Raw genomic sequence first — 14054 nt, forward strand, 5'->3', positions numbered from 1 at the left:
CGGAACGGACAGACCGGGCCACCGACCGGCTGCCGGCTCCATTGCCGCGGCAGCTTACTGGAGTGCGGAGGGCGGGTGAAGTGCGGTGGTGAACCGGCCGGAGGGCATATGCCACAAGCATCTGCTCGGTCTCGCGAAACGCCTTACGCAGCGTCGTCGCCTGTGCCACAGTCGTAACGGCGAACCGCAGGCCGGCAACGACGCCGGAGCTCGGGCCGGAAGGTATCGGAGATCACGCCATGGCCGCCGCCTCACGACTCCCCCGCGCCGCGGGCCCGCACGCTCCGCAGCAGCCCGAGCGCAGCGCCGTGGCCACGCTCCTCGCCCAGATCGCCCGGCTGCGCGGCAGCCTGGAGGCGGTACGGCGGGAGACGATCGCCGCCGCGGGGGACGCCGAGGAGGCCGAGCTGCGCTGGCAGCGCGCGCTGTGCGACCTCGCCGCGCGGCAGCTCGACTCGCTGACGATCCAGCTCGGGCAGTTGCGCGCGGGTCACCCGGTCGACGCGGACCGCGACGAGGTCGATGGACCGGAAGGGGAGTTCCCCGCGGACCCGCTGGACCGCCCGCAGCCCCGGGTGGGCAGCGCGGAGTGGCATCTGCTTTCGGACATCGTCGACTGGTCGGACGACCTCTTCGACATCTTCGGCAGGGACCCCGGCGACGGCCCGCTGTCACTGGACGACCTGCCGTCCTGGTTCGACCCCGCCGACCAGCCGCGGCTGACCGCGATGGTCACGGACTGCCTGGTCGACGGCAAGCCGATCGACGGCGAGTTCCGCATCCGCCGCCCGGACGGGGCGCCGCGTACCCTGCACGTCGTCGGCGAGCCAGTCCTGGACGCCGGGGGCGCGACGGAGTCGATGTGGACGGTCGTACGGGACGTCACCGAGCTGCGCCGCAGCCGCCAGGCGGTGCGGGAGTCGGAGTCCACGCTCCAGCGCGAGCGGCACTTCGCGGCCGCCGACCGGCGCATCGCCCAGGAGCTGCACGAGTCGGTGCTGCCGCCGTGGCGCGGCGCCCTCCACCTGCCGGCCGGCGACCCGGCCTCGTTGACCGTGGCCGGACATCACTTTCCGGCCGCCGCCGACACCCCTGTCAGGGGCGTCTGGTACGACGCGCTGCCGCTGCCCGGCGGCCACACCCTCCTCGGCGTCGGCGACGTCGCCGGCCGCGGCGTCCCGGCCGCCGCCGGGATGACGATGCTCCTCGGCGCCCTGCGCGGCATGGCCCTCGGCGGTACGGATCCCGCCGCGCTCCTCGGCCGGGCCAACAAGCTGCTGGAGGTGTCGGCGCAGCCGGTGCTCGTCGGCACGGTCTGCTGCCGCTACGACCCGGCGACGCGCACCCTGCGCTGGGCCCGCGCCGCGCACGTCTCGCCGCTGCTCTTCCGCGACGGCGCGGGCCGCCCCCTGACCGCCCCCGAGGGCATGCTGCTCGGCGCCACCGCGGACACGTCGTACGCGCAGGTCAGCGAGCCATTGCAGCCCGGCGACCTGCTCCTGCTGCACACCCCGGGCCTCGGTGCCCGCAGCCCGGAGCCGGCCCGCGAGCGGCTGCTCGCGCTCGCCCCCCGGTTCGCCGCCGCACCCGGCGCGCAGGACTGCCTGCGCGCCGTCGTCGAGGAGTTCGGCGGCGGACGCCGCGGGGACGACGCCTGCGTGCTCGTGGCCAAGGTGACGGGCTGAGCCACCGCGCCCCGGCGGCCCGGCCCGTCACCCCCACCCGTCCCCGTACGGCAGCCTCCGGCAGCGCCGGAGCCGCCGTCAGATGGGGCTCGTGCGCCCCTTCGGCGCCCTGGCCAGCGTGTCCTTCATCTCCTCGCGCAGCGCCTTGACCACCGGATCGTCCGAGAACGGCGCGGTCAGCCGGTACGTCTCCCGTAACCGGTCCCAGGTGCGGTGCGAGGAGTTCTCGCCGATGCGCTCCAGCGCGAGCCGGGCGTAGTCCTCGCCCCGGTCCGGGTCGTCGGCGAGGAAGCCCGCCGCGGCCAGGGACACGTAGTCGAGGATCTGGGAGCGCTGACGCCCGTCCGGCCGCTTGGCGAGGGCCAGTTCGCCGTGCTCGCGGGCGCGGAGCGCCGCGGACGGGCCGTGCTCTGCGAGCGTGCGGTAGGCCAGGGCCTGCATGCCGTGCAGGTCGGCCTCGTCGAAGAGCTGCATCCAGGTGGGCGCCGCCGCGTCACCGCCGTCCGCGGCGAACAGGTCCTCCGCCTCGCCCAGCGTGCGCTGCACCGCCCCCGTGCGGCCCTTCGCCGCCTGCGCCCACGCCTCGATGGTGTGGAGCATGGAGCGCGTACGCGGGTGAGTCCCGGGCCCCGTCCCGGACTTGGCCAGTCCGATCAGCTCCAGCGCGTCGTCCGGCCGGCCCAGGTGGATCATCTGGCGGGCGGCGCGCGACAGCGCCTCCGCGGCGCGCGGCCGGTCGCCGCCCTCGCGCGCGGCGTGCGCGGCGATGACGAAGTACCGCTGGGCGGTGGGCTCCAGGCCCACGTCGTGCGACATCCAGCCGGCCAGCACGGCGAGGTTGGCGGCGACGCCCCACAGCCGGCTCTGCAGCGGCTCCGGGTGCCGGTACGCGAGCATGCCGCCGACCTCGTTGAGCTGGCCGACGACGGCCTTGCGCTGCAGTCCGCCGCCGCGCTCGGCGTCCCAGGCGCGGAACACCTCGACGGAACGTTCCAGCGCGTCGACCTCCTGAGCGCCGACCGGCGTCGCCTCGTATCTGCCGTAGCGTGCCGGTTCGACGGTGAACGGGCCGCTCCCGGCGGCGGTGCCCGGGGCGGCGGGATCGGAGTGCAGCCACTCGTGCAGGGAACTGGTCAGGGCGGAGCCGGCCGCGAGCGCCGTTCCCGCGCCCACCAGGCCGCGTCGATTGAGCATGAGGTCCATTCCCGTGAATTCGGTGAGGACCTCGGCCGTCTGCTCGGGTGCCCAGGGCAGTGCGTCATCGGACTGCCGCCTGACCCGCCCGGGCCCTCCGGCCCGTTCGAAACCGAGATCCTCGGTGGTCACGACACGGCCGAGTCGATCGGTGAACAGGACCGCCAGCACCTTGGGCACCGGCTCGCGCGGGATCTCGCCCGTCTCGATCCAGCGCCGCACCCGCGAGGTGTCGGTCGAGAGCTGGGGGTGGCCGGTGGCCGCCGCCTGCCGATTGACCAGCCTCGCCAGCTCGCCCTTCGACCAGCCGGTCATCCCGAACAGGTCGGCGAGCCTGGTGTTGGGTCCCTTGCTCACGTCAAGCCCCCAGGGTCTCGGCTCACTTGACAGTACCGACGCGCCCAAGGCCCGGCGAGCATTCGCCAGGGTTCGCCAGGGTTCGCCAGATGGTGTGCCACCCGTATAGCGGTGTGGGCTATGACTGCGCCAACCGGCCCCGGAGATCGGGGCACATGCCAGCCGCACCGTCCATCCGCATAACCCGGGCCCCACGGCCGGGGACCGGACCCCAGCCGGCCACCCGGACGAGTGACCAGGGAGGGTACGGCAGCGGACGGTGGCCCGCGGCGCGCAACCGGCCCGTGCCTGAAGGGATCTGTCTCGCCCATGTATGCAGCATCGGCATCCGTGTCCGCACCCGTCCGTACGGTACGCCCCCCGGCCCCGCACCGGACCGCGGCCGGCGGCGCGCCGTTCCTCGACCCGGGCCGCGCGCCGGCCGCCGGCGCACGCCTGCGACAGCTTCCCGCCACCGCACGCCGTCCCGTCAGCGGCCGGCTCGACCTGACCGGCCCGCACGGCGCGCTCCTGCGCGCCGCCGTCGACTCCGTGCACCGCGTCGTCCCCGACTTCCACCCCGTGCAGGTGCTGCGCCGCAGCAGCCGCACGGTGCTGCTGGTCGGCTCCACGGGACGGACCACGGCGGTGGCGAAGTGCCTGGTCGACCAATCGGCCGCGCGGGTGGAGAAGCTGCAGCAGGAAATAGCTGCCTACCGTACGTTCGTCCGGGCCCGGCCGCCCGTGCGGGTGCCGCGGCTCATCGCCGCCGACCCGGAGAGCTGCACGCTCGTCATCGAGCGCACCCCCGGCCGCGCCGCCGCCCTCCAGCGGCACCCGCTGGAGGTCCCGCCGCACGCCGACGTGCGCGCGACGCTCGCCGCGCTGGTACGGATCGGGATGTGGCGGCCCCCCGCCGGGGCGTTCGGCGCGCCGCTGGACTACGGCACGCAGCTCGGCCGGTTCCACGAGCTGGGCCTGCTGACCGACCGCGACATGGGCGACCTGCAGACGCTGCTGCACGGCATCGGCCCGGGGCACCTGCAGTTCTGCCACGGCGACGCCCTGCTGTCGAACGTGCTGCTGTCGCCCGCGGGCCCGGTCCTCGTGGACTGGGAGCAGGCCGGCTGGTACCTCCCGGGGTACGACCTGGCGACGCTCTGGGCCGTGCTGGGCGAGGGTTCGCCCGCGCGCAGGCAGATCAGCCAGCTCGCCCAGGCAGGCGGAACGGTTCACCGGGACGGGTTCCTGGTCAACCTGATGCTGGTGCTGGTACGGGAGGTCCGTGCGTACGAGGCCGCCGTGCAGCGCACGATGAAGGACCCGGCGCCGCCGGTCGGCGTGCACAGCGGGATGAGCGCCGGGGAGGAGCACCGGCTGCTGCTGCGCCGGCTCCACGACGACGTGCAGATGGCGCGCCGCGCGGTGCGGGCGGCGGTCGGAACACGGTGAGCCCGGCGGGGTGGCGCGCCGTGACAGCGCCACCCCGCCCTCTCGCCCCGCGGTAGCACGGTTCCGCGGTTCCGCGGTTCCGCGGTTCCGCGCATCGGCCTGACGTGCGGCGACTCGCCATTCAAATGATTGACGGTCTGTCAGTCTGCCGATAGTGCTGGGTGATCGTTCGCCCACGCACCTCGGAGGACCCCGTGCCAGGACGCCTCGCGCGCTGCGCCGCCGCCACCGCCGTTCTCCTGCCGCTGCTCGCCGCGGGCTCGCCCGCCGCGGGCAGTGCGCGTTCCGGAGCCGGTGCGCTCCAGGAGTCGTTCGCGGCGGCCGCGCGGCAGTACGGGGTGCCGGAGAGCGTGCTGCTGGGGGTGGCGTACCTGGAGTCGCGCTGGGACGCGCACGAGGGGGCGCCGAGCGTGGCGGGCGGCTACGGGCCGATGCATCTGACGGACCTGCGCGCGGCGACGGGCGAGAGCGGCGGGCGGGGTACGCAGACGGTGCGGCGGGCGGCGCGGCTGTCGGGGATCCCGGCGGCCCGGCTGCGGAGCGACCCGACCGCCAACGTGCGCGGCGGCGCGGCGCTCCTCGCCGACCACGGCCGCCGGCTGGGCGCGGCGCGCGCCGGCGGGGCGGCCGGGTGGTACCCGGCGGTGGCGGCGTACGCGCAGGCCAGGGACGCGGCGACGGCGCGGGTGTTCGCGGACGAGGTGTACGCGGTGCTGCGTGCGGGCGTGCGCCGTACGACCGACTCGGGCGAGACCGTCACGCTCCCGGCGGACGCCGCGGCCCGTACCGCCGCCCGTACCGCGGCCGCCCCCGCCGCCCACCGGGCCGCCCCCGCCGCGGCCGAGTGCCCCCGCGAGCTGGCCTGCGAGTGGCTGCCCGCGCCGTACGAGGTCTACGGCGGCAAGGACGGCAAGCCCGACTACGGCAACCACGACAAGGCCCGCCGCCCCCACGACCAGCGCGTCCGGTACATCGTCGTGCACGACACGGAGGGCGGTTACGACGGTTCCGTCCGGGCCGTGCAGGACCCCGAGTTCGTCTCCTGGCACTACACCCTGCGCTCCTCCGACGGCCATGTCGCCCAGCACGTACGCACCGGGGACGTCGCCTGGCACGCGGGCAACTGGCAGGTCAACTCCCAGTCCATCGGCCTGGAGCACGAGGCGCGGCTGACCGACCCGGACGCCTGGTTCACGGAGGCGATGTACCGCTCGTCGGCGCGGCTGGTGCGTTATCTGGCCCGGGAGTACGACGTGCCGCTGAACCGGCACCACATCATCGGCCACGACAACGTCCCCGCCCCCGACCCGGAGCACGTCCCGGACATGCACACCGACCCGGGCCCCTACTGGGACTGGGCGCACTACTTCGACCTGCTCGGTGCCCCGCTGGAGCCGGCCGCACGGACCGACGGCGGCATCGTGACGATCCGCCCCGACTACGCCGCCCACCGCCCCGCTTACACCGCCTGCGCGAAGGACGCCGCCGCTCCCTGCCCGCCCCACGGCTCCGGCGCCGTCCGCCTCCGCACCCGCCCCGCGCCCGACGCCCCGCTGGCCGGCGACCCCGGGCTGCACGGTGACGCCCCCGCGTCCACGGGCGTCAACGACACCGGAGCCCGCGCCTCGACGGGCCAGCAGTTCGCCGTCGCCGGCCGCCGCGGGGACTGGACGGCGATCTGGTACCTGGGCCGCAAGGCGTGGTTCCACAACCCCGCCGCCGCCCCCACGGCCATCCCGGACGAGGGCACCACCCTCACCCCGCGCCCCGGCGCAGGCCCCGTCCGGGTCTACGGCCGCGCGCTGCCCGAGGCGTCCGCGTACCCCGAGGGCGTCGAGCCCCAGGAGCCCCGGCCGCTGCCGTACGAACTGCGCCCAGGCCAGCGCTACGTCGTCGGCGACACCATGCCCGGCGAGTACTTCCACGCCCCCGGCCTCACCGACGAGACCGGCGCCGCGAGCCGCGTGATCCGGGGCCGCACCCTGTGGCACCAGATCCAGGTGGGCCACCGGATCGGGTACGTGAAGGCGGCGGACGTGACCGTGGTGCGGCCCCGGAGCGGCGGTCAGCCGAACGTGTAGCTGCGCCCCGCACGCGCGTTGACGATCTCCTCCCCGCCGGGGAGCAGGTCGCTGCGCAGGGTGAGCCGCCGCGTCCGGCCGGCGTGCAGGGCGATGCGGGTGGCCCGGCCTTCGTCCCAGGTGATGTCGAGCGTGGCGCCGCCGCGGGCGCGCAGGCCGCGTACCGAGCCCGAGGGCCAGGCGTCCGGGAGGGCGGGGAGCACCTCGATGGGGCCGTGCTGGCTCTGCAGCAGCATTTCGGCGATGCCGGAGGTGGCGCCGAAGTTGCCGTCGATCTGGAACGGCGGGTGGGTGTCCCACAGGTTCGGCAGGGTGGAGGACTTCAACTGCTCGCTCAGCATCTTGTGCGCGTGGTCGCCGTCCGTCAGCCGCGCCCAGAAGTTGATTTTCCAAGCCTTGCTCCAGCCCGTACCCCCGTCACCGCGCGCCGTCAGCGACACCTTCGCCGCCTCCGCCCACTCGCTGCCCACCTCGATCTGCCGCCCGGGATGCAGCGCGAAGAGGTGGGAGACGTGCCGGTGGTCGTTGTTCTGGTCGTCCAGGTCCGCCTTCCACTCCTGCAACTGCCCCCAGGACCCGATCCGCAGCCCCGGGTCCAGGTCCCGCAGCGCCCGCTCCAGCCGCCCGCGGAACGCCCGGTCGTCGCCCAGGGTGCGGGCGGCTTCGAGCGTGGACGTGAACAGGTCGTACACGATCTGCTGCGACATCGACGCGCCGGCGGTGAAGTCGCCCTGCTCGGGCGAGTAGCTGGGGGTGACCACCAGCTTGCCGTCGCGCGGGTCGGTGCGCAGGTTCGCGAGCCAGAACTGGGCCGCTTCCTTCATCACCGGGTACGCGGTCTTGCGGAGGTAGTCCGTCGAGCCGTCGAAGCGGTAGTGCTCGTACATCTGCTGCGTCAGCCAGGCCGCCGCCTCCGGGAACCAGAAGGCGGTAGCCCAGTCGTGCACGCCGGTGAAGCCGTACGGGTTGGTCTCGTTGTGCACCACCCACCCGTCGGTGCCGAACAGTTCCTTCGCGCTGACCCGGCCGGGGGCGCGCAGGGCCTCCACGAACTCGTCGTACGGGATCGTGGTCTCGGCGAGGTTGGTGATCTCCGCGGGCCAGTAGTTCATCTGCAGGTTGATGTTGACGTGGTAGTCGGCGCTCCACGGCGGGTTGGTGACGTTGTTCCACACGCCCTGCAGATTCGCCGGCGTCGACCCGGGCCGCGACGAGGCGATCAGCAGGTAGCGCCCGTACTGGAAGAACAGCGCCTCCAGCGCCCGGTCGGCCGCCGAGCCGCTGCCGTACCCCGCCAGCAGCGCGTTCGTCGGTACGTCCGGCACCTGCCCGCCGACGTCGAGCGCGACGCGGTCGAACAGCTCGCCGTGGTCGGCGACATGGCGTCGCACCAGCTCGGCGTACGGGGAGCGGGCCGCCCCGTCGACGGCGCGCGTGACCCGCTCGTGCGGGTCGGCGGCGCGGTAGTCGGGGTAGGTGTCGGCGTAGTCGGTCCCCGCGGCCAGCACGAACCAGGCCGCGTCGGCGCCGGTCACGGTCAGCGTGCCGTCCCCGGCCGTGACCTTGCCGCCCTCGGTGACCAGGCGGATCTGCGTCTCGAAGACCAGCCCGTTGTCCTGGAGCGCGCCGCGGATCGTGAGCCGGTCGCCGCTCGCGGTGGCGGTGTAGTCGTTGCGCGGCGAGGTGTAGCGCAGGGTGAACGCCACCCGCCCGGGGCGGTCCGCGCTCAGCCGGCCCACGGCCACCCCGTCCGGGTAGGAGACGAAGAACTCCCGCAGGTGCCGGGCGCCCTCGTGCTCGTACGCGACGGTGGCCACCGCCCGCCGCAGGTCGAGCCCGCGGCGGTACGAGGCGTCCGGGGCGCCGGGGGCGGCGGCCAGGTCGAGCCGGAGGTGGCCGAGCACCTGGTACGCGCCGAAGCCGTGCTTGGGCTGGCCCAGCTCCGCGGCGACGGTCTCGGGGCTGAGCCGCCCCTCGGCGTCGATCCTGTCCTGCACCGCCTCCAGCACGCCCGGCCGCGGCTCCGTCCAGTTGCCGAAGTCGTAGCCGGGGGAGCCGGGGCCGCCGGTCCACAGGGTCTTCTCGTTGAGGCTGAGTTGCTCGGAGCCGAGCGTGCCGAACACGCCGACGCCCAGGGCCCCGTTGCCCAGCGGCAGCGATTCGCGCTCCCAGTCGGCGACGGGCTTGTCGTACCAGAGGCTCAATTCATCGGAGGAATCAACGGACTCGGAAGCGAACGCCTCCCCGGAGAAGACGGCCGGTCCCATGGCTATCGCGCCTGCGGCACCGATAGCGGACTTGACAGTGGTTCTTCGCGAGATCCCCTCAGTCATGACGCGTCACGCTAGAGGTCCGATGACTGCATGACAAGACATCGCGCAGTGCCGGACGTTGCCGGTGGGAGGGGTGAGGCGGGGGCGGGGCGGATTTCAGCCCTGCTGGAACAGCTCCGCGGGCAGCGGCTTGAGCAGCGCGTACAGGTCCTCGGAGATCGGCCGGTCCCACGCGGCGATGGTGACGAGCACGTGGTCACTGCGGTCGAACTGCACGCACGAGACGCGGCTCTCGGAGAGCTTCAGCCGGCGCACGATCAGCAGATTGTCGCCCTGCATCACGGGCGCGTCCTCGACCTCCGTGACGGTGACCGGCTCCTCGTGCTCCAGCGCCAGCAGCAGTTGCGCCACCTCGAAGGGCGGCTGGCCCTCCGGCACGTCGCGCGCGGGCGAGCCCTCGGGCAGGTTCCCGATGATCATCGCGGGGCCGCGGCCGCCGAACAGGTCGTACCGCAGGAAGACGCCCTGGCAGCTCCCGTCGGGCCCGGGCAGCAGGCCGGCGCCGAGGTCACCGGGCCAGTCGCCCGGGTCCATGGCCAGGACGTCGAAGTCCGGGCCCGCGGGCTTGGCGGCGCTGCTGCGGCGGCGGAGAAATGCCATGCACCAATCGTACGGGTCCCGCGGCACCGCCGGCCGCCTGGGGCGGCCTCCACCCCATTGCCGATCCGGCATTGCCGGAAGAGGCGTACGCCTGCTGCTACGCGAGTAGTGTCTCCCCGTCGACGACAGAGGAGGGGTCGGATGGCGGCTGCCGGGGGCTTGCTGCGGGGACCGGAGGTGTGGGCGTACGTGCTGGACGGGCACGAACGGCTGCGCATCGCGCTGGCAGAGCTCACCGAAGGAAAGGAGCGCGGATCGTCCAGACTGCCGGGCTGGACACGCGCGCACGTGCTGTCGCACATCGAAGGCGTCTGCCGGGCGCAGACGCGCCAGGCGCGGTACGCCCTGAAGGGCGAGCTGATCGAGGTGTACGACGGCGGCCGGCCGGCCCGCGACGCGGGCATCGAGGCCGGTGCGGTACGGACCGCCGCGGAGTTGACCGCGGCGGTCACGGCCACCCTGGCGGAGGCGGAGGCCGTCTGGGGGTCGGTGGGAGACGCGGACTGGGACCGCCCGGTGCGCTATCGCGAGGGCGACCTGCTGGGCGCGCTGCACTGCTGGTGGCGCGAGCTGGAGGTGCACACCGCGGACGTGAATCTGGCGACCTGCTCGGCGGCCTGGCCGCGCGAGCTGTGCCTGCACCTCTTCGACTTCCTTGCACCGCGCGCACCCGCGGGGCTCACGCTGGTCGAATCGGACGGGTCCCTACGGCACACGTTCAGCGTGGGAGGCGCGGGCAGTTACGGCACTGTCGCCGGTGACGACTCCGTCGGCCGCGCCGCGGTGGTCAGGGGCCGGCTCACGGACCTCGCCTCGTGGCTCGCGGGCCGCCAGCCGCACCAGCAGCTCGACGGCCGCCTGCCCGAGCTGGGTCCCTGGCCGTGACCCGTGTCGTGAACCTGTGGCGGGCCGGCCTCAGCGCCGTACCGCCGCAGGTGTGGCAGGAGACGGACGCCGAAGTGCTCGTCCTGGCCGAGAACGCGCTGACGCATGTCCCGGACGACATCGCCGCCCTGACCCGGCTGCACACCCTGGACCTCGGGCACAACGCACTCGTCTCGGTGCCCGAGGCCATCGGGGAGCTGCCGGACCTCAGCGGCTGCCTGTACCTGCACCACAACCACCTGACCGTGCTCCCCGCCGCGCTCGGCAAGCTCCACGCGCTCACTTACCTGAACGTCGGCTCGAACCCGCTGCACGCCCTGCCCGAGGAGGTGGGCGACATGACGGGCCTGGTGGAGCTGCGCGCGCAGGAGTGCGGGACGAGCGGGCCGGCCTTCCTGCCGGAGTCGATCGGGCGGCTGCCGGCCCTGCGCGAGCTGTGGCTGCGCGGCAACGCGCTCGGTTGGCTGCCCGACTCGGTGGCGGGGCTCGTCGAGCTGCGCGAGCTGGAGTTGCGCGAGAACGCGCTGCCGGAGGTGCCCGACGTGCTGGCGGAGTTGCCGATGCTGCGCCGCCTGGATCTACGGGCCAACAAGATCCGCGACGTCCCGCCGTGGGTGGCGCACATGCCCGCGCTGGAAAAGCTGGATCTGCGCTGGAACGAGGTCGAAGGCACCGAAGCCCCGCTCGTCGCGCTGCGCGAGCGGGGCTGCGTCGTGCTGGTGTGACGGGACGGGACCGCCGGCGTGACGGACGGGTCGGGTCACGCCGGCGGTCCCGGATCCGGCATGCGGGGGCGGGCGTCAGGTCAGGTCGAACTCGCCGTCACGGGCGCCGAGGACGAAGGCACGCCACTCCCCCGGGGTGAAGATCAGCGCCGGTCCTTCCGGGTTCCGCCCGTCGCGCATGGCGATGTATCCCTCCACGAACGCGATCTCGACGTCCCCCGCCCCCTGGCTGCTCGACTGCCACGTGGCGCCTGTCAGATCGAGCTGCGGTTTCCCGCTGCCCGCCGCCGGCTGCTGAGTGGTGCTGTTGGCCACGTCCTGCTCCTCCCGGTGAGCGTCGTCCGCAGCCAGGGTATCCACGACGACGGGCGACGGAACAGGCCACGATAGAGGGACCGGGAAAGGTGGTAAGGGCCGCCGGATCGCGCGGTTCAGCCGACGGGTCCTTCGGCCTCCGTGGCCAGGTCCGCGACGACCGCGCAGTGGTCCGAGGGCCACACCCCGTCGACGGGCCCGTCCCCCGCCCGCCGCACCTCCCGTACGTGCCCCTCCCCCACCGGTCCCGGCGGCCCCACCAGCACGTAGTCGATCCGCGTGTGCCACTCCAGGGTCCGCGCCGCGTACGGGTTGGCCAGGTCCCAGGTCGCGCCGACCGCGGTCGGATGGGCGTAGCGCCACGCGTCGAGGAGGACCTGCCCCCGGACGGCGGGCGCGGTCTTGGTGCCGCAGAGCAGCCGCATCTCGTCGGAGTCGGGCTCGGCGTTGAAGTCGCCGGTCACCACGGGCGGGAAGTCACCGTCCCCGCGCCGCTCGTGCACGAACCGGGCCAGCGCCGACACCTGCGCGCAGCGGGTGGCGGAGGCGTAGGGATAGGAGATCAGGTGGGTGGTGAAGAACGGCACCGTCACGCCCCCGGGCGCGGCCACGCGCGCGTACAGCGCCTGCTGCCCGTCCGGCTCCTCCTCGCCCGCGGGCAGCACGGCGGTCTCCTGCTCGGTGATCGGCCAGCGGGAGAGCACGGCGTTGCCGACGTCGACCGTGGGATCGTCGATACGCCGCTGCCAGCGGCCGGGTTCGGGTGACGGCGCCCAGGCCCAGTACATGCCCAGCTCGTTGGCGAGCCACCCGGCCTGGTTGTCGCCGCCCCGGCCCCAGACCTCCTGCAGCCCGACGACGTCGGGGCGTTCGTCGCGGAGGGTCTCGAGGATGGCCTTGCTCCGCTCCTGCCACGGCCCGAAGCGCCACCAGAGATTCCAGGTCATGACGCGGATCATGCGTTCGTATCCCAACCACGGGCCGGCTTTGCGATCAGAGGCTATCTCTACGAGCCCGGAATGATGTGCGAGAGTCACGCGGATGGAGCTGATCGGGCGGGGACGAGACGCGGACGTGTACGCGCTGGCCGAGGGCCGGGTGCTGAGGCGCTACCGCGCGGGCGGCCCGCGGAAGGCGGCCGCGGAGGCCCGGCTGATGACGCACCTCGGCGAGCGGGGCTTCCCCGTGCCGCAGGTGTACGACGCGGACGCCACGGACCTCGTGATGGAACGCCTCGAAGGCCCGACCATGGCCACCGCGCTGCGCCGCCGCCCCTGGCGCTGCGCCGCCTACGGCCGGATGCTCGCCCGGCTCCACGACCGGCTGCACACCGTGCCCGCCCCGGAGTTCCTGCCGCCCTCCGCCGCGTCCGGGAGCGGCGACCGGGTGCTCCACCTTGATCTGCATCCGGAGAACGTGATCCTCACCGCGCGCGGCCCGTACGTCATCGACTGGCCCAACGCGGCCGCGGGCGCCCCGGCGTGCGACGTGGCGATGACGGTGTGCATCCTGCGCGGCGTCGAACTCAACCCGCCGGAAACCCTCTGCCTGCGCGTCCTGCTGCGCACCCTCCTCCGCACGACCTCCGCGGACCCCACCCCCGGCTACCCCCACGCCCTCCCCGCCCGCCTGGCCGACCCCAACCTCATTCCGAGCGAGGCCCGCCGCCTGCGGCGGGCGCTGGGCGGGTGAGAGCGCGCAACACGATCTCTGTGATTCGCCGCTGATGTGGTCCCGGTGCAGATCGTGTGACGAGCGCTGAAAGCGAAACACTCCCGGACGGAAAGCCGTCCGAGAGTGTTCACCGCAATCCGCGTTCACGCGGGCTCAAGAGGCCGCGCAGATAGGCATGGGGTCATGGTCGCCGGGTGGGGCGATCGTCCCAGCAGCGGGTGGTCCAAGCACGACGGATGAGGATGCGCAGGGAGATCAGAGGGTCGCAACAGTGTGATCACTAGATCCTCTGGCTGTTCTGCTTTTGGGGTGCTCCCTCGCGTCTATCCGCGTGTGGTTCTTAGTTGGGGAACAGGACGACCACGCTGTTGGGGCTGTTCTCCAGGGTGACCACCGGGCACGACGTCTCCTGCGCGGTCTCCTTGGTCTTGATCTGGAACCCGCAGAAGGGCGAGTTTTCCCAGTCGAACTCGTCGATGTTGCTGAGCACGGGGATGTTGTTCGCCTCGGTCCCCTTACCGTTGCTGGCACCGGCCACGCCGACCGTGGCGAAGAGGATTCCGCAGGTGGCCATGGCCACCCCTGCGATCTTCCTGACGTTCCGCATGTTCTCTCCTTCGCTGTTCTGCCCTCGGAATGGGCAGATACGGTAGGGAACCACGCGCAAGATCGACGCGTAAGGAAATCCAGCCTTTGATCACTCGCCCGGCCTACGAATCAGGAAGTTCCGCCCGGGGATTGGGGGGCATTGCGTAGTCGGGCGAACGGCAAGGC

At 73.4% G+C, this 14054-nt stretch carries 12 protein-coding genes; 6 read left to right on the forward strand and 6 right to left on the reverse strand.

Annotated features, from left to right (window positions below):
* The first annotated feature begins 239 nt into the window (after positions 1-239).
* A complete protein-coding gene (locus tag OG946_RS02755; RefSeq protein WP_326794558.1) occupies positions 240-1685 on the forward strand; it encodes a PP2C family protein-serine/threonine phosphatase in 1446 nt (481 codons plus the stop codon).
* A 78-nt stretch (positions 1686-1763) separates the two neighbouring features.
* Here the strand turns inward: OG946_RS02755 and OG946_RS02760 are convergent, their stop codons facing one another.
* Complete coding sequence (locus tag OG946_RS02760) at positions 1764-3236, reverse strand: DNA-binding protein NsdB (RefSeq protein ID WP_326794559.1); 1473 nt, start codon at positions 3234-3236, stop codon at positions 1764-1766.
* Positions 3237-3545: 309 nt separating this feature from the next.
* On the opposite strand from OG946_RS02760, the gene OG946_RS02765 reads away from it, so the two are divergent.
* Positions 3546-4667 carry an aminoglycoside phosphotransferase family protein gene (locus OG946_RS02765; RefSeq protein WP_326794560.1) on the forward strand — a complete coding sequence of 374 codons (1122 nt, stop codon included), beginning with the start codon at positions 3546-3548 and terminating at the stop codon, positions 4665-4667.
* A 194-nt stretch (positions 4668-4861) separates the two neighbouring features.
* A complete protein-coding gene (locus OG946_RS02770; RefSeq protein ID WP_326794561.1) occupies positions 4862-6748 on the forward strand; it encodes an N-acetylmuramoyl-L-alanine amidase in 1887 nt (628 codons plus the stop codon).
* On the opposite strand, the gene OG946_RS02775 is transcribed toward OG946_RS02770, so the two are convergent.
* A complete protein-coding gene (locus tag OG946_RS02775) occupies positions 6733-9015 on the reverse strand; it encodes a glycoside hydrolase family 95 protein (protein WP_326794562.1) in 2283 nt (760 codons plus the stop codon). The two genes, OG946_RS02770 and OG946_RS02775, sit on opposite strands and share 16 nt — an antisense overlap.
* Positions 9016-9177: 162 nt before the next feature.
* Positions 9178-9681, reverse strand: coding sequence for a hypothetical protein (locus tag OG946_RS02780; RefSeq protein WP_326794563.1), 504 nt, complete (start codon positions 9679-9681; stop codon positions 9178-9180).
* Between the two features lie 141 nt (positions 9682-9822).
* Between OG946_RS02780 and OG946_RS02785 the strand changes: the two genes are divergently transcribed.
* Together OG946_RS02785 and OG946_RS02790 are read left to right on the forward strand one after the other, a co-directional pair.
* Entirely contained in the window at positions 9823-10566 is a 744-nt protein-coding gene (locus tag OG946_RS02785) for a maleylpyruvate isomerase family mycothiol-dependent enzyme (RefSeq protein WP_326794564.1), read from the forward strand.
* An 8-nt stretch (positions 10567-10574) separates the two neighbouring features.
* Complete coding sequence (locus OG946_RS02790; protein ID WP_326800124.1) at positions 10575-11291, forward strand: leucine-rich repeat domain-containing protein; 717 nt, start codon at positions 10575-10577, stop codon at positions 11289-11291.
* Between the two features lie 75 nt (positions 11292-11366).
* Here OG946_RS02790 and OG946_RS02795 read toward each other — a convergent pair whose 3' ends face one another.
* Positions 11367-11606 carry a DUF397 domain-containing protein gene (locus OG946_RS02795; RefSeq protein WP_326794565.1) on the reverse strand — a complete coding sequence of 80 codons (240 nt, stop codon included), beginning with the start codon at positions 11604-11606 and terminating at the stop codon, positions 11367-11369.
* Between the two features lie 116 nt (positions 11607-11722).
* On the reverse strand, positions 11723-12565 hold the full coding sequence (locus OG946_RS02800; protein ID WP_326794566.1) for an endonuclease/exonuclease/phosphatase family protein: 843 nt from the start codon (positions 12563-12565) through the stop codon (positions 11723-11725).
* Positions 12566-12647: 82 nt separating this feature from the next.
* Here OG946_RS02800 and OG946_RS02805 point away from each other — a divergent pair, with 82 nt between their 5' ends.
* Entirely contained in the window at positions 12648-13298 is a 651-nt protein-coding gene (locus OG946_RS02805; RefSeq protein WP_326794567.1) for a phosphotransferase, read from the forward strand.
* Positions 13299-13620: 322 nt separating this feature from the next.
* On the opposite strand, the gene OG946_RS02810 is transcribed toward OG946_RS02805, so the two are convergent.
* On the reverse strand, positions 13621-13887 hold the full coding sequence (locus tag OG946_RS02810) for a hypothetical protein (protein WP_326794568.1): 267 nt from the start codon (positions 13885-13887) through the stop codon (positions 13621-13623).
* Between the last annotated feature and the right edge of the window lie 167 nt (positions 13888-14054).

It is taken from the genome of Streptomyces sp. NBC_01808, assembly GCF_035917395.1.
Classification (GTDB): Bacteria; Actinomycetota; Actinomycetes; order Streptomycetales; family Streptomycetaceae; genus Streptomyces.

Bases quoted from the DNA above. Each gene is read 5' to 3' on its own strand.
- OG946_RS02755 (WP_326794558.1), top strand. From the start codon at position 240: ATGGCCGCCGCCTCACGACTCCCCCGCGCCGCGGGCCCGCACGCTCCG.
- OG946_RS02765 (WP_326794560.1), top strand. From the start codon at position 3,546: ATGTATGCAGCATCGGCATCCGTGTCCGCACCCGTCCGTACGGTACGC.
- OG946_RS02775 (WP_326794562.1), bottom strand. From the start codon at position 9,015: ATGGGACCGGCCGTCTTCTCCGGGGAGGCGTTCGCTTCCGAGTCCGTT.
- OG946_RS02780 (WP_326794563.1), bottom strand. From the start codon at position 9,681: ATGGCATTTCTCCGCCGCCGCAGCAGCGCCGCCAAGCCCGCGGGCCCG.
- OG946_RS02785 (WP_326794564.1), top strand. From the start codon at position 9,823: ATGGCGGCTGCCGGGGGCTTGCTGCGGGGACCGGAGGTGTGGGCGTAC.
- OG946_RS02800 (WP_326794566.1), bottom strand. From the start codon at position 12,565: ATGATCCGCGTCATGACCTGGAATCTCTGGTGGCGCTTCGGGCCGTGG.
- OG946_RS02805 (WP_326794567.1), top strand. From the start codon at position 12,648: ATGGAGCTGATCGGGCGGGGACGAGACGCGGACGTGTACGCGCTGGCC.
- OG946_RS02810 (WP_326794568.1), bottom strand. From the start codon at position 13,887: ATGCGGAACGTCAGGAAGATCGCAGGGGTGGCCATGGCCACCTGCGGA.